Here is a 22144-nt window from a genome sequence, read left to right on the forward strand (position 1 = left end):
ACAACTTACTTGGCGTAGCCTCAGTCATAGGGTCATCCTCCACGGATATGCCAAGAACTACCTATAGGAGAGTAATCCATTCTTTTGAATCAAGTCATGTGAATTAGGGTTATTAAACTACATAGATTATATTTTGAACTTGGGGGATGTTCCTATTGCAACAACAGAAGTATTTTCGGACAAGTCTTGCTATTATCGCTTTTTTACTTATTTTGTACTTGGGCTCCAAAGTAATGTTTCTATTCGCACCACTGGCTGCCATTATCAGATTATTACTCGTTCCCATGGTACTATCAGGTTTCATGTACTACTTGTTACGACCGTTAGTAAGAGTTCTTGAGAAAAGAAAATTAAACCGGGCATTCTCCATCCTGCTCATTTATTTCTTGTTTGCCGGATTGTTTATTCTCTTCTGGGTTCTAGTCTGGCCGACACTGCAAGAACAAATTCAGAACTTCATTGATAACACGCCTTACCTTGTTCAGGGATTACAGGATCAGTTCAATGCATTAAGGGATAATCCGACACTCTCACGCTTTTTCCAAGGGGACTCCGACATAGCTGCCCGTATATCAGAATATCTTAGCGAGGCTATTACTTGGGTAACCAATTCGATGTCCAATTTGATCGGCGTAGTTTCCAGCATTGTTATTCTAATCGCTACCTTGCCCATCATTTTGTATTACATGCTAAAAGATGACTATAAGCTGTCACCAAAACTACAGGGCTTAATCCCTAGAAAGTACCGTAAAGAAGGCAAAGAAATGTTCGGGGATATCGACAGCGCACTGAGCAGTTTCATCGTCACACGTGTGGTGCTAAACGTCGTACTCGGTATTATGTTGTATATCGGTTTCCTTATTATCGGATTGCCTTATTCACTGCTGCTCGCAGTAATTTCAGTACCGCTCAATTTCATTCCTTATGTGGGTTCTTTCCTTGCGGGAGTACCCGTAGTTATTGTTGGATTCATTGAATCACCCACGATGGCAATATGGTCGCTGGTCGTCATATTCATTGCACAGCAAATCCAAGATAATGTACTCTCACCGATCATTTACGGCAAATCATTAGATGTGCATCCACTGACCACGGTCCTTCTTGTTCTTATAGGTGGGGATTTCTACGGTATTATTGGTGTGCTTATTGCGCTGCCCGTCTATATGATTGCCAAAATTATTTTTTTACGAGTGTATGAGATTATTGTTGCAGATCGAGAGGAAGAGGCTGAGCCTCTCAAGCATGAGAATCTATAGCACTTACGAACTGAATGAGGTTCCATAAATAAAAAAAGGTACGTCTCCAATTGGAGATGTACCTTTTCGTGCTTCTTTATAGGATTACTGAAATTAACCTCGCAAAGAACGAACTACAAATATGTGATTGCCTTTCATAAGGTTCTGTCCATCCTGAAGTGTAACTGAACCTTTGGTATGCGAAATGATGGTCGTATTCAGAGCAATCAGCCGATCTTCTTTCCAAACACTTACAGCCGATTTAAAATATACTGCATTATCAAATTGCTGCCTTTCCCTCATCACATAACCCACAGAATGCAAGACTGGAGGCAGTGCTCTTTCTCTAGGAGCCAAAGCTTTGATGACCACAATATCCCGAAATGGCACGGCAATTTCCTGATGACCGATGACCGCAACAGAAGCGGAAAGATCCCATTTGCGAAGAATTCCTTTCATGATCGTGTAAGGTTCGTCCCCGCAGTACATGATAACCGGTTTACCAACCCAATGCTTCATTGCTCCCTCCCCCTTCCCAACATCCCATTAGTTATATGTCCGAAATGAACCAATCGATTCCTTTCATTCCCTTCGACTCCAAAAACTGATTGACTTTCGAAAAAGGACGGCTACCAAAGAATCCACGATACGACGAGAGCGGACTCGGATGTGGAGACTGAATAACCTCATGACGACTTTGGTCTATGAAGGCACCTTTTTTCTGTGAATGACTTCCCCACAAAATAAACACCATCGGCGTAGTTCTTTCATTTAACTTCTTCATTATGGTGTCTGTGAATGTCTCCCAGCCTAGACCTTTATGAGAATTCGGCTCTCCCTCACGTACCGTTAGTACCGAGTTGAGCATAAGCACTCCCTGTTCTGCCCAGCGCAGTAAGGATCCGTGGTTTGGAATTGGTACACCGATATCCTCCGATAGCTCCGTATAAATATTACGCAGTGAAGGCGGTATACGCACCCCCGGATTTACCGAGAAGCTTAAACCATGTGCTTGTCCCGCTCCATGGTATGGGTCCTGTCCCAAAATAACAACCCTTGTCTCACTATAAGGTGTATGCTTTAACGCCGTGAACAGTAATTCTTTTGGCGGATAGACTGTATGTTCCTTATATTCACTTTCCAGATTAGCCATTAGCTCCAGAAAATAGGGCTTTTGCATTTCATCTTGTAATATCTCATCCCAATCGTTGCCGAACATCCCCAATTCTCCTCCTCTAGCCGAAACCCAGAACCTTACTCTAACTATTTCCGACCATAATCTGCTTTAATTTCGCCCCACTCTTTAGTCTGCCACTTAAGCACTTTATTGTCATATGTATTGGTTTGCAACCAACGTTCTGCCCGATCAATAAGTACCCATATTTCCTCTGTTGAAGCATCGCGTGGCAAGGTTGTCGCTACTTTCTTCTGCTTTACCCACTTCATTGCATTCACAGAGTCGCTGTAGACTGTCTTATTACTTCCCTCTTTCTTCAGGAGCGCCAAGGCATGCACAATCGCTAAAAACTCACCTAGATTATTAGTGCCCTTCTTGATCGGCCCACAAGAGAAGATAATATCTCCGGTTTGCGTATCCACACCCTTATATTCGACTGAACCCGGATTGCCACGAGTTCCAACATCCACAGAAATGCTGTTGTAATCGATCTCCGCTGAGGTCTCCACTGTAGCGCTTCGTTTAAAAGAACTTGTCCCCTTGGACTTAGCCGCACCGGATGCTGATGACCCTGTTCCCCAATTACCTTTCCAGCCCGCTGTGTATGCCGCATCTGCCGCCGCTTTAGATTCATACGATTTATATTTGGCTCCGGTATAGTGATCGGTCTGCGCCTGGCATTCCGCCCAAGTGCTATAGACTCCCGGCTGCTTGCCTTCCCATACTACATAATATTTCTGTTTAGCCATTGGTACAGCTCCTTTTTTCACCTTAACTTATTGTAATCCAAAATGCTTCTTCATCAAAAGAAGAATGTTATTTTTCGTGAATTTCTTCGAATAATTCATATTTTCCAGGTCATACTATACGCCAGAGATGTCCAGGCCTATATTACCATTTGTAGAATGATCGGTAAATATTATTGTGTACTCAAGCAGAAAAGTCTTCATCGTCTCTCAAGGACGGTAAGCGTTTGTGCTTACAACACATTAATACTAACTAATCAGTCTATATTAAGCTCGTAGGATATCAGTACAATTACACAGGGAGGTTATACAGATGAGAAAGATAGCAAGCGTAGCCGCAGTATTTGCAATTGTGCTTTTAGTCGGATGCGGAAACTCAACCAATAACAATGCCAACGTTACCCCTACCGCCACTACTACACCTGGTAACACCAATAACGCTGGCAACACTAATAACACCACTGATGCTGTAACCTCAGCGTCGGTAGTGGATAATGAAGAGGCCTTTAAAAAGGCAATCAGTGCGGACGGTACTTGGATTGCTGCTACGCTGAAAGACTTAACCTTCACCGAGGATCTCGTGCTGGACGGACAATTCACGAATAAAGATGAACCTGCTCGAAAAATCGCTCTCTACACACAAGATGCAGAGCACAATATTACTAACTCCTTTAAACTAACTGCACCAAAACTTACGATCAAAAGTAAAAACGCCCGTATTCAAGGCGGCACATTTATTGGTGATGTATACGTCGAAGCAGATGGCTTCAGTTTAGTAAATGCAACGGTTGAAGGGAATGTTTACTTCGCAGATGCTAAGTATCAATCCACCTTCGATACCTCGGATCAAGGAAAAGTAACGGGTGTTACAGAAGTGAAAAAATAAGTAAAAAGGTGCTCTCAAGTCGATAAGACCTGAGAACACCTTTTTTTCATGACTTCATTATTCTTGATAAAACCCATTTTTGAAAAAGGTATACCATCCATCGATTTGTTCTAATGGCATAACCTTTAACTTCTTCAAGACTTCCCTTGTAAATTCCAAAGAAGCCGTACCATTAGCAGTAATGATATTGTCACTCGAAACGGTCTGTTTTTCTAAAAAATTTGCGTGTCCTTTATAATTAGGAGCGAACTCTTTTAAGTAATCTAATGAATTTCCAGTGTGAGGAATCTCATCTAAATAGCCATGTTCTGCCAAAAAGGTGGATGCGTCACATATAGCCGCTATAGGAGTTCTATTCTGTATACAACTTTCAATCACTGGAGCAATCGCTGAATTATCTTTCCAGCCTGTACCTCCAATTAAAATTAACATTTCAAACTGGGCGGGTAAACTATCTATAGTATAGTCTGGAATAACAGTAAATCCGCCCATAGATTGTACATTGTCGTTATTTAAAGAAACTGTCTTAATTTTGTATTCACTTTCTGGCTTGTTTAGTTCGGCACTTATATAGCCAGCTTCCCAATCTGCATATCCATTAGAAATAAAAATCAATACTTCTTTTTTCATTTACTGATCCCCCTCAAGTTTCAACAACGTATCTGCAACTTCCCGCCCGTTAACCAACAGGACAATCCGATGTTCCCCGGGATAATGACGACGAGTGGTTAAATCCGCCCAGCGATGCGTCCGTTTGCCTGACAGAATTGTACCCCCAGGTACTGTTTTATCCGATAGTAAGAAAGATTTACGAGAGGTTCGACCTGTAGCCTTCACGAAATAGATGCCATATTCTATTCGAACACGGGCAGGAGTTCCTTCACAAACTTGAAGTTCGTATTGTAATTCAGAGTTTTCTCCAATTCGCAATTGGGTAGGATCAATCGTTATAGAAGCACTCGTTATGAGTGGTGTTGCTTCGTATGCTTGCTCCGCATATCCGAATAAAGCCATAATCTCCGGATTAGCTTTACGGATTAAAGAACGACAACCATGCCGCACAATCCAGTCTGTGAGGGGATCTATACCTATCCAGCGGCGAGCTGTCTCAAGTACCACCTCCGGGTGATCCTTCGCAATATCGTTCAGATTGTTAGCCACGCTTTTGCGCACATATAAGGAGGAATCCTTCTTCAGTTGCTCAAGTACAGGTAACACAGGGGCTGGATCTACCTTAAACATTGGGAGCGCCTGTCCCCATGGTAGACGAGGGCGACAACCCTCACTTGCTAATCGTCGCACATGCTCATGGGGGTGCTTCGACCATACTAGCATTTGCGCCATCATCCGCTCCGGTTCACGCAAGAGAAACGGTCTAACCGCAAACTCTGCTGATGATTTCGGTGTGAACCTTTCCAGCGCCTGCATAGACAACTCCCAATGCTCAGCCCCTTGACCAAATACCTCTACAAAATCTGGAAAGATCAAGTATGGAAATCCCACACAATCCTCAGTAATAGCGAACAGAATCGCCAGCGCTTCCTCATAAGGAAGCTGTAAATGACTTCCCAGTGTCTCCGTAATCCGCCGCATCCTTGCCTTCAGTTCGAGCGTATCCCAAGGTTCCGCCATAGCCGAAATTACAAATGCATCAGTATCAAAAACACTATGTACACTGCGAATCTTTTCGCCAAAACCAAGCAGGAATTGTTCATTGTACATCGCTTTTAAAGGTTCAGCCATCGTGTATCCCTCATTTTCTTCTATAAATCATCAGAAGTTAATCTGTTATGAAATCGTAGCACACCCAATTTGACAACAGTGTGTCAACTTCGGCTATTCCCTAATCTAGAACATTAACCTGCCTAGTATCGAGATTAATCATTCGACTTCTCGTATCATTACGCGAAATATAAATAGGTTGTCCGGTAGAGTCGATCCAATATGAGATGGGAATCGAAATTCCACAATTTCGGTAAGATCCGTCAGCATGGCTTGTCCCAATAATCATCGTGTTATATTTCACAGCAATCCTAGTGGCTTCCTCGATCCATAATTCAAATTGTTCTTCGCTGAACATGCCTACCCCAATCGGATGTGCGATGAAATCTAACGACTTAGCCTGTCCTTCCAAACCCACGTATCCTTGCAGAAGCTCAACACACAGCAAATAACCAATACTGAGACCATCCGCTTCCGCAACTGACGGGCGATACAGCTGTTCATCCATCGGCGATTTGGCTCGTTCCAAAATGATGTCCCCAGAAGGATGAATCATTAGCGCTCTATCCTTGTTATTGCTGTTCCTATATCCTGTAATGATCAGCTTTTTATATGTTTTGGCAACTTCACTTAAGGTCTTTACACTGGCTTCATCTGCTACATAACCTTCTGGATACAACACCGCGTCAAAAGAATCCTGTCTGCTCATTTCTTTGAGCAAATGCTGCAAATGTGGTTCGTGATTAGGTTGCGCTACGAGTAATCTCATATTTCCCCTCCAACGGTTAATTAATTAGCACCTTCACCTGTCCTAAGCTTTGCTCTGCACGACTGTTCAAAGCTCTCTTATCTTTAAGGCCAAGCTCCTTAAGCTCATGTCCAGGGTCAATGACCAGCGGCTGTGAGATTACATTTTCGAGAATTTGCACAGCAACTTTACAGGCCTCAAATAATAGTTCTTTTGGGATCACTTGTTTATGAGAACCAATAATCCCTACCAGTTTCTCTGCGTAGATCAATCTAACCAGACTATCCGCACTCATCATATTCCGCGAGGCAAAAGAAGATACCTTCTCCACAATCCAGCTGTCTTGATAGTTTCTCGATAAAGCGTCTAGGGCAGTAATTGCGTCCCAATCTCGGATCGACAACTGCTCGGCGTACGCCAAGGCCATTTCATTGAGCCATTCTATCTCTTGTTCTCTAGGAATTTCAAAACTCTTATACTCCTTAAGCAAACCTGCCTTATGCATATCTAAAAAATGACCCAGAAATCGTGTGTATAACTCCTTGGCTCTTTGTAGCTGTTCTGTCATTTGACGATCATCCTTTCACTACACAAATCATATCCGTCCGCAGGTTTCTTTTCAAACCAGAAAGTAAAAAAAAGACAGACAGCGAAACAACTTCGCTACCTGCCCTCGGATGATCTTCGGATTTTAATACAATTACAACCAAATTTCGCATATTTTTGACCGAAATCAAGTAATTCCTCCTCAAATTCATCCGCAAATCGTGTTAAAATAGTTCCTTAGGATTATTTATATTCATACATGTTGAAGATATCACCGGAGGGAATACCATGCCACATACACTTAATAAAAATATTGATTTTTTCATAGCCGCTTTATCCCAAACTTATATCACTGCCCTACAGCTTGACCCTGATGGAATGTATTCTGAGGTTGCCTCAGGAATCGTTGAAGAGTTCTCCGATGTACAGGTACGCCTTAGAAGATATGACGGCTCCGTATCACACTATGCTAGGGACAACACAAAATTCCAGCGCAATAAAGGTTAGATGAGAATGCATACCAAAAAGACGTGACTGGAGAAATCATCTATAATGATCTTTCCTCTCGTCACGCCTTTGCATCCTCTATATCTTGCTAGTTAAGTACAATCCATTCCCCTTCGGCATTTGCTGACTGTACTTCCGCCTCTATGATTTCCAAAGATTCTGCTGCACTCTCAGGCGTACAAATGATAATAGGCTTATCTTGAATAATCGCATCCAAGAAATAGACCAGCTCTCTGTAGTAGCCCGCATCCGGGGAAAGCTCTACCGTAAAGCCTGCTCCATCATTGGGATTCACCTTGACTCCACTACCATCAAATACAACATTTCCTCGCTCGAAGTTAACCCTGTACCCCATGTAGAATCCAAAGTCGCCCTCCAGCGTCCAGTCCACCTGAGCATTGATCACCTTTGCATCCTTATAAAAATAGTGTGTAGAAGCAATATCATACCCACTTCCCGGTAGAACATTCCGGCCCAAAGTCGATACTTTATCCGGTCTGCCGAACAGATAGTTAATCATATCCGTATCGTGAATATGCATATCCACAATGCATCCACCGCTTAGCTTCTCATCCAGAAACCAATCTTTAGGAGCCCCTGAACCACGGTAGAAATATCCTTCTGTCACTTTACCAAATTGCTCAGTTTCCACAACTTCTTTCAAATATTCATACCCTGGCCAAAAACGCAGGCACTGTCCGATCATCAATTTCTTTCCACTGCGCTCCGCTGCTTCTACCATTTTCTGTGCTTCTACTGAAGTTCTAGCCATCGGCTTCTCACAAAAGACATGATATCCTCGTTCCAGCAAAGAACAAGCCATTTCAGCATGCAGGTAAGTAGGAACTGCGATATCGATCATATCCAGTTCCTCATTCGCTATCATTTTCTCCAGATCATCATAGAGACTGTAAGCTGTTAAATCATACACTTCTCGAGCGGTACTCATATTGCCGTCCGCTTTACCGTCTTTCAATTCCTCAATTCGCAAGTCACAGATAGCTTTAAGGGCGATGGGATGCCCCTCTTCCGTTAAGCGAACATAATTATCAAAATGCATCCGGCCCATAAATCCAAAGCCAATCAAACCTATTTTCAACATAGTGAAGCCTCCCCAGCTAAATGATTAATAATTAAACAAGCTCTATCCAAGCACCTTCCAGCCCAGCGGATTGTATCTCAGCCTCAATGATTGCTATAGGCTGAGCATCGCCTTCCCCCATACTTTAAGCTTTGAAAGTGGTACGTCCGAGAATGGCATCCATAGCTGCAGAAGTATTAAAAATAATTTGCTCCGTATAATGTGTGTATGACGGTATCATTTCACCGGTAACATAATTGTTGTATCCAATGTCTTCAAGCGCTTTCATGACTGCTGGATAATCCACATCCCCAGCGAGCAGATCAACAAATCCGTGAAGCCCACCAGCCGTCCGACGGTAATCCTTGAAATGCACCTTTTTAATTCTATGGCCTAGAATCCGTATCCACTGCTCTGGATAACCGGAATGCACGATATTCCCAACATCAAGATAGGAACCTACATAACTGGAACCGACCGTATCAATAAAAGTACGTAATTCAAGCGGAGACAGCAAGAATTTATTCCACACATTTTCAAGACCAATAGAAACGCCTGCTTGCTCAGCATCCTTGGCTAAATGACTAATCGCTTCCAGCGCTCTATCATAAGCTTTTTCATAATCAACAACCTCACAGCCCTCGATGAAATCCACACCAACAGCGCCAGGGATGACAAGAATTGTATCTACACCTAGCGCAGCCGCCAGCTCCAGTTGCTTTTTGCATACATCGATTGCCTTGGTTCGATTCGCTTCAGATTCACTAGTCATCGCATAAGACCAATATAGACCTGTTGCCAAACCCGCGATCTCAAGACCCGTTTCATTAATAGAATCACGAAGGATACGCGCTTCTTTTTCAGTGGTTTGCAGGCCAAATTCACCTGACTCATTTAATGACAGCTCGATCCCCTCAAATCCAGCCGCTTTGGCTAGACGTACGCATTCTTTAATTTCAGTTCCTTCGCGAAACGACCAGATGTTTATTCCCTTTTTCATTTGAATCCTCCTCCTATTTGTTCTTTTCCGTTTTCCACTTCCTAGGCTTAGATGAACTTTGTATCCTTTAATTATTTATATTATACTAGATTGAAAATTCGATTTATTTAGGCGAAGAAGAGACTTTTTGCACTATTCCGGTCTATTCTATTAAACATTCAGGAGGCAGTGACATGTCTGACAAAGATCCCTCTTACCCACTGAGAAAGCAGGTACCCTCTCGTGATTGGGCACCCGGAATTCACTATGCACAATTGCAGACACTTCCGCCTTGCACCTTCCAAAGAAGAAGGCTATATGACTTCGAGCTACTATATGTTCGCCAGGGCAAATTATTAACAAAGATGGATACGGAAGAATATATACTGAACGCTGGGCAGCTAATTTTCCTCTCATCTGGGGTATATCATCAGAATGTTATCCTGTCAGATTCAGATACTAAGCTTATTGGAATCCATTTTGATTTCTTTGGGGAATCAATTATTACACATGATGAAGATATGGTAGTTAATGAGGATGAAGTCATACACGATAAATTCGCCTTTGAAGCCGTAACTGTCCCCTTCATGCCATTGTCACAAGAACCGATCTACTCCCCGCCACCCGAATGTGTTCATGCCATGGAACAGCTCGTACATGAATTCACTATGCGGCCTGCCGGCTATGAGTGGGTCTGTCGAGGGCTACTACTTGGTATTCTGACTTCGCTGCTTCGAACGCAAAGCTCCCGAGATGCAGCTAAGTCATCAGTTCACACCGAGCGGATCAGGGCATTAATAGACGAGATAGAAGAGCGGTTAGCAGAACGCTGGACCAATAAATCCATGGCCACATCCATGAATATGCATGAGGACCACTTTGCCAAGCTCTTTCGTGAGGTCGCAGGTATGCCCCCCGGAGAATACCTCCGCTCGATCCGGCATAGGGAAGCGCGTAAGCTGCTGCGAGAAACGGATTGGCCGATTGAACGGGTGGGAGATCAGGTCGGTTATCCCGATATCCATTATTTCAGCAGGGTGTTCACGTCGAATGAGGGGATTTCTCCGCGGGCGTATCGCAAGTTGTCCCGGATTCTCTAGATACGGAAACCCCAGAACATCTCAATCCAAGTAAGAAGAACTCGCCAAAAACATTGCGGTTGATGGATTCATGCTTATGATTAAAAAGCAAAAGCCCCCTTCATCTTCCCTGAAAAATCGAAGAAGGGGGCGGCTCTAAAACTAATTAGGGAAAAACTCCCTGAAAATAATCAAAATTCGCTCTAAACGAACGAAATCAGGGAATTCCTCCCTAATAATAAGGGGGATTCCTTTAATTGCTATCGAATCAGCAAAACTTTAGGGAGGTTTTCCCTGATTTTTAATCTAATGACCAAAAATCCCGGAATTTCAGGGAGAAATCCCCCAATTACTCTATCGAAGCGGTACAATTCAGGAAAGTTTGAGACAACAGCGGCCGCAAGTCCAAATATTCTCCGTAGTTACGACTGACTCCTTAAATGTATGTCTTAAAGTGAAGTTACATATTCATATCCAGCCACACACTTTCCATTCCGTTCAATTCCAGCTCTATTCTCAAATCGTTCTCCATCAGGATTGTCGTCTTTTGGGTCTCCGCTGTGTTATTTACAGCACAATAGCGGCCAGTCTCAGGGTAAGCATGACACTCTACATTCGGATTCAATGAGAACCAAGAATACAATTGTTCCTCTTGATGTGCAGCCCAAAAGATCGCCCGGCTCAGTAATCTAGTATTCTGGATACTATACGGCAGCCCTGCAATATAAACGCCTCGACCCTGCCCAAATGAATTCACTGCAAGATTGCAGCTATTGTCGTGTATATCCAAGACTTGTGCTCCAATCTCCGCTTGATAAATCATGGTCATCCCTTCACCATAATCAATGTCGCCTTCCAGATCTTCCGTAATGAAATGCTCCTTTACTGGCGTTACCTTAGGCTTATTAACGCTTGCTGTAAAACCCATTTCCTTTTGAACACCTAAAATATCCGCTAGTTGAAAAAGAACCCCTTGATGCTCATATGCCGTCGGATCACCAATTCCAATAAAACCGCCGCCTTGATGCACCCATTCACGAATGCTAGACACCACTTTTGGATCGCTCCAATGATCTCCGCCACTCCAAGAAGTATGGACATCACCCGCGTTAATGATCACACCGATACTAGGATCAATCCCGTGTTGTCTAATATCATCAAAGCTTATAAATTCAATGTCGAAAGGCAAGCCTGCGAGTGACTCCAGTGCCCCTATGTAGGAATAACATCTTTGATTCCATAAAGAGTGAGCCACTTGGTGCGTCTGCCAGCTGCGAATGTAGCCCCAAGTATTAAGAATCGCCACTTTAAACGATGCCTTATACGGCTGAGTCCCTTCAGCATTTGCATGAATTCCTTTAAACTGAGTCGCAATCTCCGTCACATGATCAATAAAATTAGGGAATTGGTACGCCAGACTTAGATATCCACCATACCCCATTCTTCCAACCGATTTACGCATAAGTGCCCGGCGACATTTTATCCAGATCGGCATGGACTCTCCAACAGGATCTCCACCTTCAAAGAATACATCTGGGAAGAAGTACGGGTAGAACCGGGCTTCGGTATCCTTAATAGGAATATCCGCGATCATACGGGTCGTAACCCCATCTCCGGCTGCCCCGACCACTGCATCTAGCCCAATCTCGGAAAAATATTTACCATAAGGCTCTGTCCCTGCCCAGTGATCTCCAAAGAACATAATGGCTTTCTTACCGAAATCATGCACCATATCAACACATTGTTTGGCATAACCTGCAATGAATTTCTGATTAAATTCCATCCAGTCCAAATACCTTGGCGTCGGATTCATAAACGGTGTGTTATATCGTCCTTGATCCACAAAATCTTCCGCAGTCAGACGATATCCATAAGCTTGTTCAAACTGATCTAAAGCTAATGGACTTACGCAGCTTAGATAGCCAAACCAATTAACTTGCTTCTCCTTACCTTCCTTATTAAAAATCAAGTCGAAATTATAAAAGAAGGTAGTAAAACGAACGATATCAGTCTTCGGATGCTTTGCTAGCCAATCTTTCAGCACCTTCAATACATGCTCTTGCGCCTCGGGATAGCGAACATCCAGTGGTAAGCGATGCTCTTCCGTCCAGTTATTCGTGATGTGATTGTACATAGAGACCGGTTCCCAAATCTGATAGGCCAAGAAACTGACGGTATATTTATGAAACTGTTCCGCCTGCTCAAGCGTGACGATCCCCTCTGCATAACTCCAATGTGCCGAAGGTACTATTTCTCCTGTGGTCCGGTTTACAACCTGCCAATACTTTTTAATATCCACATCTGTATTAGGAACAAATTGATCTGCAAAAAAATCTGCCATAATATCGATGGTCTTCACCTTCGGTGTCACAATCAATGGTGCAGACATCAGATAAATCTGCTGTCTATACTGTGGATGCTGCTTTGCCCACTCGTTGTCCTCACGTACCAGACAAAGCGTTGAATAGATTTGCAGACCCATATCAAGAATGTCCTGCGATAGACTCGTGCCATCACTGTCACGTACAGCATCTACGCCCCATCTCTCTACAAGATCGGCTATGACCTCTTCCATTCCTGTTTCACCAGGTAGTGTAAATCTTCCTTTGTCCACACAAATTCCCTCCATGACTTTGTAGTTCAGCCCTTAATTCCACCAGCGCTTATTCCTTGGAGCAATTGTTTTTGTCCTACCACATATAGGAGAATCGTTGGAATGAGTACCAAGATCAATGCGGCAAATAGTGCGCTCCAATCTGTAGCATACCTTTGAACCTCAAACAGATTGGCTAAACCCACCGGTAATGTTTTTTTGCTATCCGTTTGAATTAGAACTAATGCCAGTGGATACTCATTCCAAAAGCCCATCGCTGCCAGCATACAGACCGTTACAATTCCCGGCTTAGCTAGTGGCGCAATGATTCTGACGAGTACCCCTGTATTCCCGCAACCGTCAATCTTGGCGGCCTCTTCATAATCTCTAGGGACAGATCGCAGAAATCCGCTTAACACAAAGATCGCAAAAGGAAACTGAAGGACAGCATAGATCAAACCGAGCATCCCGCGATTGTCCAGCATCCCGAAAGAATTCACCTGAATAAATAAAGGAACCATGATATAAGAAGCTTGGAGAAAGATACAGGCCATATAAATATTAAGAATCATTTTGGAACCCCAAAACTTAAATCTCGTTAATACATAAGCTATAGGGACCACAAAAATAACTAGAATCGCAGTGGAAAGCACCACTAGAAAGATAGAATTCAGGAAATAACTTCCCATCTTGGATTTCTGAAAAGCACGTACATAGTTATCCAAGTGTAAGGCTTGTGGAAAGGAGAAAGGATCGGTTAGAAATTCCGTATTGCTCTTAAATGAGGCTAAAAGATTCCATACAAACGGATATAACAAAACAATAGTAGCTACAATCAGAAACAGCCGAGTGATCCAATTGATAATGTTTATTTTTATAAGACTCTGTTGATTACTATTCACCCTTCTCCCCTACCCTTCTGCTCGATTTGTAAGTAGTCTAGACAGAAAAGAAAGGACAAAGGCAAACGCAAGCGTAAAGATTGCGATAGCCATGGCATAACCAAAATTCGCATTTTGGAACCCTTGAGTGTACATGTAATGGAGCAATACAGTAGTACCACCTGCCGGCCCACCCCCGGTCATGATTGTTACGACGATAAAGCTTAAATTGATCGTACCCGCCAGGGACAGCACGAAGGTTATACCAATGATTTCTTTTAACAGTGGGATCGTAATGCTGACAAGCTTCCGGAAATATCCTGCACCATCAATGGTCGCCGACTCGAACACATCCGCAGAAATCCCATCTATTGCAGCGATATACATCACCATATAGTAACCAACCGCCTGCCAGATCAGAGTGACCGCTACGCACCATAATGCAGTTCGGCTATCCCCAAGCCAAGTCATAGTCAGTTGATCCAGCCCAATACTTGAGAGAATATTGTTCAAGATCCCCATGTTCGGATGAAACACAAAGGACCATATGATCCCGACTACCGTCAAAGAGATAATGCTGGGGAAAAAGAATACCGTCCGGTAAAAGCCTCTCTCTTTCAGCTTCGTCTGCGTCAATAGAAAAGCAAGCACTAAGCCAAAGGCTAAGGTAACCACCGGCACGACCAGCATCAGCTTGAACGTATTACTAAGCGCTTTGAGGAACATCTCATCTTGGAACATATATTTATAGTTATCCAGAAAGATAAACTTGTTCTCATCACTCATCCCGGTTGCATCCGTAAAAGACATAAAGAATGCCCGAAAGGTAGGAATGATCATAAATACGAGAGTCAACAGGAGCGCAGGAATGGTACATACGGCTATGAATAGCTTCGGATTTTTAGTTTTCGTTGACTTAGTCTTTAATTTTCTGTTTCTAGGAGCTACTTCCGTTAGTTGCATCTCAGACATCTTTCTCACTCCTCTTCATGCAAAATGCATCCTGTTCATAGATGTCTGTATCCATTCTTAACAGGATGCATTGGCATGAGATGCTATAAATTATTTACTAGCTGCTTTCTCTTTACGAATCTGTGCAAAAGCTTTTTCAACATTATCCATCCATTGGTCAGTGGTCATTTGACCTGTCATGACTGGCGTCATCGTATTCTTGAACATTTCAGTGACTACACTAACTTTGGAGCCCTTCGGTAAGGATTGCCAGCCTTGCAGAATTGAAATGGAACCATTGTAAGCCTCAAACATGTCATATACACCTTTGGTCAAGTATGGCTTCGACAGCTCCTTCGCACCATTAAGTGCGTACGCACCATTAGCTTTTTCCGCGAATAATTTAACGGACTCATCCGTATACAGGAACTTTAAGAATTCTTTAGCCAGCTCTGGATTTTTAGCTTTTGCTGGAATGGAGAATTGCTCATAGCTGGAAAGTACGTACTTCTGATCTCCTTTATTAAATACAGGGACGGTTGTCATCCCAAATTCAAAGCCATTCTCCCTTGGTGAATCCTTCATTTCATTTTCCATCCAGTTGCCGTTTACAATAAACAACGCTTTCCCCATCATCATATCAGTCTGCGATTGGGTATGGTTCAAGGCAACTGTGCCATCCATCAGATATCCGTCTTTAGATATTTTGTAGAATATATCCAATACTTTTTTGATCGTGTCGTTCTTAAATGAACCTTCCTCATAAGCAAAGACTTTATCTAACGTTTCTTTACCGCCCGCACTAGCAATCGCAGGATACAGAATTTCTTCCAAATAGTCCGGATAGATACCTTGATAAGTGAACAACGCTCTTTTCGTTTTCGTTCCATCTGCATTGACCAAGAAGTTCTCTTCTTTTTTCAGCTCATCGCCTAATGCAAAGAACTCGTCCCAAGTCTCAGGAACACTCCAGCCTTTTTCCGCGAACAAAGTTTTGTTGTAAATCAAGCCCATCGGTCCAGCGTTAAAAGGTGCCAGATAGATCTTCCCGTCTTGATACGGCTGAAATCTTGTGCTGTCCAGCATTCCTGGAAGAATCATATCCTTTAGCGTCTCATCTTTATCTAAGGCCTTGCTTTCGAATACATCAGTGATGTCTAGAAGTCCTTTTTCTTTAATCAGGGAAAGCATAATCCCACTTTGCTCTGTATCCGTAACAGATAGGAAGTCAGGAGGATTACCGGCAACAATCTGTGGTCTGATCACTTCACCAACCTTAGGGTTGATCGTCATATTCACTTTTACCCCTGGATAAGTACTCTCGAATTTACTGACAATTTCATTCCAATAATCGGCGCCATATCCACCTTGGAATACAGCAATACTCAGTTCCTTGTTATCAAAATCCTTCTTAGCATCCTCTTTAGAAGTATTCTCGGCGTTCGTTGTACTTGTCGCTTCCGCCGTACTCGTAGCTTTTGTAGAATTCGAATCCTTTGAGGCAGCTGGTGTATTCGTGCTATTCCCACAACCAATCAACCCCACACCCAGCAGCGTAACTGCTAATAACGTACTCATTGTCTTTCTCATAAACGCCCTCCTTAAGATGTTCTTGCTAATGACCCAACCACAGATTAAATATTGAAAACGCTTTATCTGATAAATTAAGTATAGAAGTGTTTACGTTTTATTTACATTTACAATACAAACTTACCTATGTATTATTTTATCCATCTATCATTCAGGCTTCAGATATGCTTATTCATCAGAATCACATGACCTGTAAACTTAGCGGTTAAAGGAATGGATAATACTAACGATTCCATAGATTATTCTTGCTTTTCGCCCATGCATATATATTCCATTCTTCTTTTTATGTTAACTTGTAAGTAAAGGATATCGAATGGGAGGTCATCCACCTGAGTCATAACAAAGGGAAGCGGTATTTTCCTAGTCCCCCACAAATCATACGAAAAATTAAAATTCAAAATCGCTTAACCGTTATCTTCTTAATCGTTTCCGTGATTCCAATCATCTTTATAGGTTTCTATTCCTATACTATCTACTCCAAATCCATTAACAATAAATTAAGCAAATCTACCTTTCAGGCTTTGACACTGCTCAATCGAACGATGTTAAGCGAGCTTAATAACTATCAATATCTTGCCGGATCTGTTTCTACCAATCCTATTATTCAGGAGCGTTTAACGGCAGCACCTAATGAACCCGCTCCTAGCAATGCTACCATTAACCACGCTATGGATAATGTGTACAGAACCATTTATCCGGGATATGTTCAGAACGTTCGGATCATAGATTCCAAGAACGAACCTATTTATGAATTAGGCTATGATGGCATTCCCAATCCAAAGTATGGGGAAATCATGAAACAGGTAGATCTGAATGCCCCTTATGACAGTCTTAATTATGTAAAAAGCTATCGTGCTTCCCATACGATTGTCCTGGGGCGTAAAATTTTTGATCAAGAAGACATTGGCGTTCCATTAGGTTATGTGTTTGTTTTTATCGGCGGGGAGTTATTCTCAAAAGTCATTCTTTCCAGTGTGGACTTAGGAACAGGTTCTAATCTGCTTATCATGAATAGAGAAGGAATAGTGATGTCCTCCAACCTAAAGGGTACAACACTTGGAGAAGCGTATGATAAAGGTCAACTGTTTAAGCAAATCAAGGAACAAGAGGCACAGAAGAACCATTCCTTTCAAGGCTTAGTCAATGGCAAAATGCATCAGATCTCCTATATCAATAATAATCAATTAGGCTGGTACATGATTTCTACGGTTCCTTTCTCTTATATTAATTCTGAGACAAGTAAAATCACCACTGGACTCCTTATCGTCGTCAGCATCATTGTAATCCTTTGTATCCTAATTATCATCGTCTTGTATAAAAGTATCCTAAAGCCTATCAAACAAATTATTGTCTTCTGTAATCAAATTTTTTATGGCAATTTATCCAATCGTATAGAAGATCACAGCAACGATGAGATGGGTGTTCTGGCTAATAGGATTAATAGCATGGTCAGCCGGATTGAGCAACTGATAGAGGATCAGCAGAAAGATCAAAAGAGGCAGCGTTCGCTTGAATTACAAATGCTGCAATCACAGATTAACCCTCATTTTTTATTCAACACTCTAAATTCCTTGCGATGGCTCGCAATGATTAACCAGGTTCCGGTGCTAAGTGATGGTATCTCCTCTCTCGCAGAATTACTTCGCAGTACCATCATCGATCAAGATGAGGAAATAACCATCAAACAAGAGCTTAATAATCTGGACAATTACTTTGCTATTCAAAAAATACGTTATGCTGATCGATTTGACGTTGAATATGATCTAGATGAATCGGTATTACATAGTCTGATCCCTAAACTTATTCTGCAGCCGATCGCTGAGAACGCTATCATCCATGGGGTTACGGATATTGGAGGAAAAGTTCTTATCCGCATTAAGGCTTACGCAAAAAATGAATACACACTTGTTATAGAAATCATTGATAACGGAAAAGGCTTTGATACGAAAAAATCGGAAAAGGCTGATACGCTGTCCGGTATCGGAATTTCTAATGTAGCCGATCGCATTAAGCTTCAATATGGTGAGAGCTACGGACTATTCATCACAAGCTTGGTGGGTCAAGGAACCTGTTGCCGCCTGATTATCCCCAAACAAACCTACGAAGAAGATAAGGGGTGATACTAGTGTATCCAATGTATAATGTAATGCTGGTGGATGATGAACCTATTGTAAAAGTCGCGCTCAGAACCATGATTCCATGGGAAGAGCTTGGATATATGATCTGTGCTACAGCCTCTGACGGAGTTGAAGCTTTAACCCTTGTTGAGAAGTTTAATCCCCATATCATCATTACAGATCTCAAAATGCCCAATATGGATGGTTTGCAGCTGATAAAAGAACTGAATAACAGAGGATTTGCCGGGAAAATCCTGGTGGCAAGTAACCACGGGGAGTATGAGTTGGTTCGTGAAGCATTAGTTCTTGGCGCTGTAGATTATATGCTTAAGATTAGTATGAAGACTGCGGACCTCATCCAGTTGCTGGAGAAATCCGCGCAGCTAATCCAAGAACAGCTTCAGTCCAAGCAGCAGCTAGAGACACAATCTCAGCTATTGCAACACAATTTAAAGAGTGTGAAGAATGCGATTTTAAAAGATTATTTTACCGACCCATATTATGATATGAATCAGCTTGAGCAGCAAAATTCTATAACACTCGCTTTTAGTGAAAATAGCTGCTACTTGTTCTACATCACCTTTGAGCAAAATACCGCCAGCCCTAGCGCACGTAAAAACCAGCTATCGGTATCCTTCATTGAAAACATCATCTTAGATATCCTGGAAACCGTAGACCGATTCGAAATTATTCAGCTTGAATCGAATGCATTGTTGCTGCTAATCTCCACTGATACCTTAGACAATCAGCAGATTATCCGTACCGACTTTATCCATAGAGTCATTCAGTTGATCAAAATGTATATTTCCATTACCCCTACCATTGTTTATTCCCAGCCCATTAGAGGATACGCTGAGGCGAAAGTAATGCTAGAGCGATGTAAAGAATCCTTGGAAATCCAATTTTACAACGAAATAACGATTATTGATCCCGAGATTGTCCATTTAAATGATACGCTCGATTTCGAAAACGTTCATGAGTTCTCTACGAATTTAATACAGGCCTGGAAACGTTCGGGCGTTGAAGCCGTTAATCAAGCCACTCAAAATTTCCTTGAAACCTGCAGATCGAAACAAATAAAGCCGGCTGAAGCCAAAACATTCATCGTCAATTGTCTGCACTATCTTCCATTATGCGATGCTCACATTATCGTTGAAGATCCAAAGCTTTTGAAAACAACTATTGAGAATATTGCAAACAGTAAACGAAGTGCTGAGATTCTAACGCAGATGGAGCTTTTATTTCAATTATTCTCACATCAAAAACAACAGATTGTGACTACCCATAATAGGGATGTTAAACAAACAATTGATTATATCAATGCAAATTATCAGAAAAAGCTGACCTTATCTCTGATTGCCAAGCAGGTCAACTTAAGTGAGAACTATCTATCCAGAATCTTTAAAGAAGAAGTCGGCCAAAGTATCATTCATTACATTAACACCGTAAAAATGGAGAAAGCCGCAGAGTTAATTCTAAAGGGCAACCCTTATGTCAAAGAGATTTCTACGCAAATCGGTATACATGATCAATTTTATTTCACCAGACTTTTCAAGAAGCATTTTGGAGTTAATCCGAGTGAATATAAAGATTATGTTCAAGCGACGCTTGGCTCAGGAAATTAAGATCCTTTCTTTTACGACGAAAGGCCGTTGCTGTAGATCAGCAACGGCCTCTTTTTTGGTATTACAGCACTTTCCGAAACAATTCATTGTTTAATCGCTCCAGCTGCAGAAGATGATGACGATAGTGCATCTCAATAAGCAGGAACCATTCCTCCGCGCATAGTCCACCGAATCGTGGGTGAGATACGGTATTTTGTTTGGACGCTTTTTCAAGAGACGGTTCGATTTCTCTCATCCTTTGGATGACTGTGTGTAACCCTTGAATTAATTGTTCTTTGCTCTCCGGCTGCTCCGGCGTATATTGGGCGGAAGGCGGAACCTGAATACGAATGGGCGGAAAACTGCCTTGTGCAAATATAGCCACACCATCCTCGGTTTTCCCCACATGAGATACCAAGGGATCTTGGTTGAGCACCAGACATTGATCAATATTACGAAGCTGCATATACAGTGCCGAGTTAATGAGATGTTGAACCATCTGTCCGATGGACCACTCGTTTTCACTTGGCTTTTGCTTCAGCTGCTCCAGATTGAATCGCCCTACTTCATGAATATAGTATGTCGCAGTTTCTTCAAAACGTTGTAAGGCTTCTTTTGTTGTAATCATTATATATCAGCTCCTGTAGTCATTAATTATCCAAGTATACAAAAACGCTACTGACAGCGTTATGTCAGTAGCGTTTTAACATTATTTCTAGTTCGTTTCTAACTTGCTGGCGAAAAGATTCCGGCTCTAGCACAACCATGCCGCCTCCCCAGCCCAGCACCCATTGCAGCAATTCCGCTGGCTCTCGAACTCGAAAAGTAACCCGTAAGCCTTCCGCATGATCCTCTATAGTTTCCATATAGAAATTGTTCGATTCCCTTACCTTATCAGCTATGTCAGAATGGACTAAGATAACCACATGAACGTTACGATCATCAGGAGGTTGGTATACCTCCAATTGAAAATCCGCTGGCCGTATAAATTTATCTTCCAGTTCAATAAGCTCCCTCATTCGGGATAACCGGAAATGACGGATGTCTTGACGCAATTCACACCAGGCGACGAGTACCCATGATCCTTGATGAAGCACAAGTCCGTAAGGAGCAACCGTACGAATACTTTGACGGTTCCCATCGGCTTCGGCGATTCTTTTGGAATAACGAAATCTTATTTTCCTTTCCTCCAATATCGCTCGACGAATGGCTTCCAGACATGCCTTTTCTTGTATTGGTGCTATATCTGCTGCGGATGCAAATAAACGAAAACTTTTGCGGATCTGTGCTGCTTCACTGCGGATGGCTTCTGGCAGGATAGCTTCTATTTTTGCTTTAGAACTTCTAGCCTTATTGCCATAATGGGCATCAAACCACTGCTCGATAAAGTCAGTCCCGATAAGCAATGTCACTGCTTCGTCCAGCGTGAAACTAACGGGTGGCAGGAAATACCCCTCAATCAAGGAGTAGCCCTGCCCTGGCGCTCCTATTATGGATACGCCTGCTTCACTCAGTGCCTGAATATCCCGATAAATAGTTCTCACGCTCGTTTCAAACGTAGCAGCCAAATCCTCCGCCCGTAACATTTTGTTACGCTGCAGTTCAAGCACTATAGCTAACAAACGGTCCATTTTGTTCATACGGCTCTCCCTCCCCGATAAATTGTTTTAATATCTCAAACGGCAATGTAAAAAACCTCTAA

21 protein-coding genes are annotated in these 22144 nt (G+C 42.4%); 6 read left to right on the plus strand and 15 right to left on the minus strand.

Annotated elements, in window-relative coordinates:
* Positions 1-146: 146 nt before the first annotated feature.
* The gene (locus tag MKY99_RS22310) at positions 147-1256 is read left to right on the plus strand and encodes an AI-2E family transporter (RefSeq protein WP_339242945.1); all 1110 of its coding nucleotides are present in this window, start codon (positions 147-149) and stop codon (positions 1254-1256) included.
* A gap of 93 nt (positions 1257-1349) precedes the next feature.
* Here the strand turns inward: MKY99_RS22310 and MKY99_RS22315 are convergent, their stop codons facing one another.
* From MKY99_RS22315 to MKY99_RS22325, 3 genes are read right to left on the minus strand one after another with little or no spacing between them, the layout of a single operon-like run.
* A complete protein-coding gene (locus MKY99_RS22315; RefSeq protein WP_042190609.1) occupies positions 1350-1754 on the minus strand; it encodes a hypothetical protein in 405 nt (134 codons plus the stop codon).
* A gap of 31 nt (positions 1755-1785) precedes the next feature.
* Positions 1786-2454 (minus strand): uracil-DNA glycosylase, encoded by a 669-nt coding sequence (gene ung / locus MKY99_RS22320; RefSeq protein ID WP_076284675.1) that lies wholly within the window; start codon positions 2452-2454, stop codon positions 1786-1788.
* A 44-nt stretch (positions 2455-2498) separates the two neighbouring features.
* Positions 2499-3161 carry a ribonuclease H family protein gene (locus MKY99_RS22325; protein WP_339266392.1) on the minus strand — a complete coding sequence of 221 codons (663 nt, stop codon included), beginning with the start codon at positions 3159-3161 and terminating at the stop codon, positions 2499-2501.
* A 310-nt stretch (positions 3162-3471) separates the two neighbouring features.
* Here MKY99_RS22325 and MKY99_RS22330 point away from each other — a divergent pair, with 310 nt between their 5' ends.
* Positions 3472-4044 (plus strand): hypothetical protein, encoded by a 573-nt coding sequence (locus MKY99_RS22330; protein ID WP_339266394.1) that lies wholly within the window; start codon positions 3472-3474, stop codon positions 4042-4044.
* Positions 4045-4101: 57 nt separating this feature from the next.
* Here MKY99_RS22330 and MKY99_RS22335 read toward each other — a convergent pair whose 3' ends face one another.
* The 4 genes from MKY99_RS22335 to MKY99_RS22350 form a co-directional block, all read right to left on the minus strand.
* Positions 4102-4674 (minus strand): type 1 glutamine amidotransferase family protein, encoded by a 573-nt coding sequence (locus MKY99_RS22335; protein ID WP_339266396.1) that lies wholly within the window; start codon positions 4672-4674, stop codon positions 4102-4104.
* Positions 4675-5787, minus strand: a complete 1113-nt coding sequence (locus tag MKY99_RS22340; protein ID WP_339266398.1) for a hypothetical protein — start codon at positions 5785-5787, stop codon at positions 4675-4677. It abuts the gene before it with no gap.
* Between the two features lie 100 nt (positions 5788-5887).
* Positions 5888-6535: a hypothetical protein gene (locus tag MKY99_RS22345; protein ID WP_339266400.1), complete on the minus strand. Its 648-nt coding sequence runs from the start codon at positions 6533-6535 to the stop codon at positions 5888-5890.
* A 16-nt stretch (positions 6536-6551) separates the two neighbouring features.
* Positions 6552-7082 (minus strand): hypothetical protein, encoded by a 531-nt coding sequence (locus MKY99_RS22350; RefSeq protein WP_339266401.1) that lies wholly within the window; start codon positions 7080-7082, stop codon positions 6552-6554.
* Positions 7083-7348: 266 nt separating this feature from the next.
* Here MKY99_RS22350 and MKY99_RS22355 point away from each other — a divergent pair, with 266 nt between their 5' ends.
* A complete protein-coding gene (locus MKY99_RS22355; RefSeq protein ID WP_042190628.1) occupies positions 7349-7567 on the plus strand; it encodes a hypothetical protein in 219 nt (72 codons plus the stop codon).
* A gap of 88 nt (positions 7568-7655) precedes the next feature.
* Here the strand turns inward: MKY99_RS22355 and MKY99_RS22360 are convergent, their stop codons facing one another.
* Together MKY99_RS22360 and MKY99_RS22365 are read right to left on the minus strand one after the other, a co-directional pair.
* On the minus strand, positions 7656-8669 hold the full coding sequence (locus MKY99_RS22360) for a Gfo/Idh/MocA family oxidoreductase (protein ID WP_339266404.1): 1014 nt from the start codon (positions 8667-8669) through the stop codon (positions 7656-7658).
* Positions 8670-8793: 124 nt separating this feature from the next.
* Positions 8794-9648 (minus strand): sugar phosphate isomerase/epimerase family protein, encoded by an 855-nt coding sequence (locus tag MKY99_RS22365; RefSeq protein ID WP_339266406.1) that lies wholly within the window; start codon positions 9646-9648, stop codon positions 8794-8796.
* 173 nt (positions 9649-9821) lie between these two features.
* Here MKY99_RS22365 and MKY99_RS22370 point away from each other — a divergent pair, with 173 nt between their 5' ends.
* Positions 9822-10727: an AraC family transcriptional regulator gene (locus MKY99_RS22370; protein WP_339266408.1), complete on the plus strand. Its 906-nt coding sequence runs from the start codon at positions 9822-9824 to the stop codon at positions 10725-10727.
* A 439-nt stretch (positions 10728-11166) separates the two neighbouring features.
* Here MKY99_RS22370 and gnpA read toward each other — a convergent pair whose 3' ends face one another.
* From gnpA to MKY99_RS22390, 4 genes are all read right to left on the minus strand, one after another.
* On the minus strand, positions 11167-13320 hold the full coding sequence (gene gnpA, locus MKY99_RS22375) for a 1,3-beta-galactosyl-N-acetylhexosamine phosphorylase (protein WP_339266410.1): 2154 nt from the start codon (positions 13318-13320) through the stop codon (positions 11167-11169).
* Between the two features lie 26 nt (positions 13321-13346).
* Complete coding sequence (locus MKY99_RS22380; RefSeq protein ID WP_231573328.1) at positions 13347-14201, minus strand: carbohydrate ABC transporter permease; 855 nt, start codon at positions 14199-14201, stop codon at positions 13347-13349.
* Between the two features lie 9 nt (positions 14202-14210).
* Positions 14211-15152 (minus strand): sugar ABC transporter permease, encoded by a 942-nt coding sequence (locus MKY99_RS22385; RefSeq protein ID WP_339242973.1) that lies wholly within the window; start codon positions 15150-15152, stop codon positions 14211-14213.
* Positions 15153-15242: 90 nt separating this feature from the next.
* A complete protein-coding gene (locus MKY99_RS22390; protein WP_042190639.1) occupies positions 15243-16721 on the minus strand; it encodes a carbohydrate ABC transporter substrate-binding protein in 1479 nt (492 codons plus the stop codon).
* Between the two features lie 431 nt (positions 16722-17152).
* On the opposite strand from MKY99_RS22390, the gene MKY99_RS22395 reads away from it, so the two are divergent.
* Together MKY99_RS22395 and MKY99_RS22400 are read left to right on the plus strand one after the other, a co-directional pair.
* Positions 17153-18841, plus strand: a complete 1689-nt coding sequence (locus tag MKY99_RS22395) for a sensor histidine kinase (protein WP_042190641.1) — start codon at positions 17153-17155, stop codon at positions 18839-18841.
* A gap of 14 nt (positions 18842-18855) precedes the next feature.
* Positions 18856-20463 (plus strand): response regulator, encoded by a 1608-nt coding sequence (locus tag MKY99_RS22400; protein ID WP_339271747.1) that lies wholly within the window; start codon positions 18856-18858, stop codon positions 20461-20463.
* A gap of 61 nt (positions 20464-20524) precedes the next feature.
* Here MKY99_RS22400 and MKY99_RS22405 read toward each other — a convergent pair whose 3' ends face one another.
* Together MKY99_RS22405 and MKY99_RS22410 are read right to left on the minus strand one after the other, a co-directional pair.
* Positions 20525-21067 (minus strand): DinB family protein, encoded by a 543-nt coding sequence (locus MKY99_RS22405; protein ID WP_339271749.1) that lies wholly within the window; start codon positions 21065-21067, stop codon positions 20525-20527.
* Between the two features lie 67 nt (positions 21068-21134).
* Positions 21135-22082 (minus strand): YafY family protein, encoded by a 948-nt coding sequence (locus MKY99_RS22410; RefSeq protein ID WP_339266412.1) that lies wholly within the window; start codon positions 22080-22082, stop codon positions 21135-21137.
* Between the last annotated feature and the right edge of the window lie 62 nt (positions 22083-22144).

This window comes from Paenibacillus sp. FSL R5-0470 (genome assembly GCF_037975205.1).
Classification (GTDB): Bacteria; Bacillota; Bacilli; order Paenibacillales; family Paenibacillaceae; genus Paenibacillus_AQ.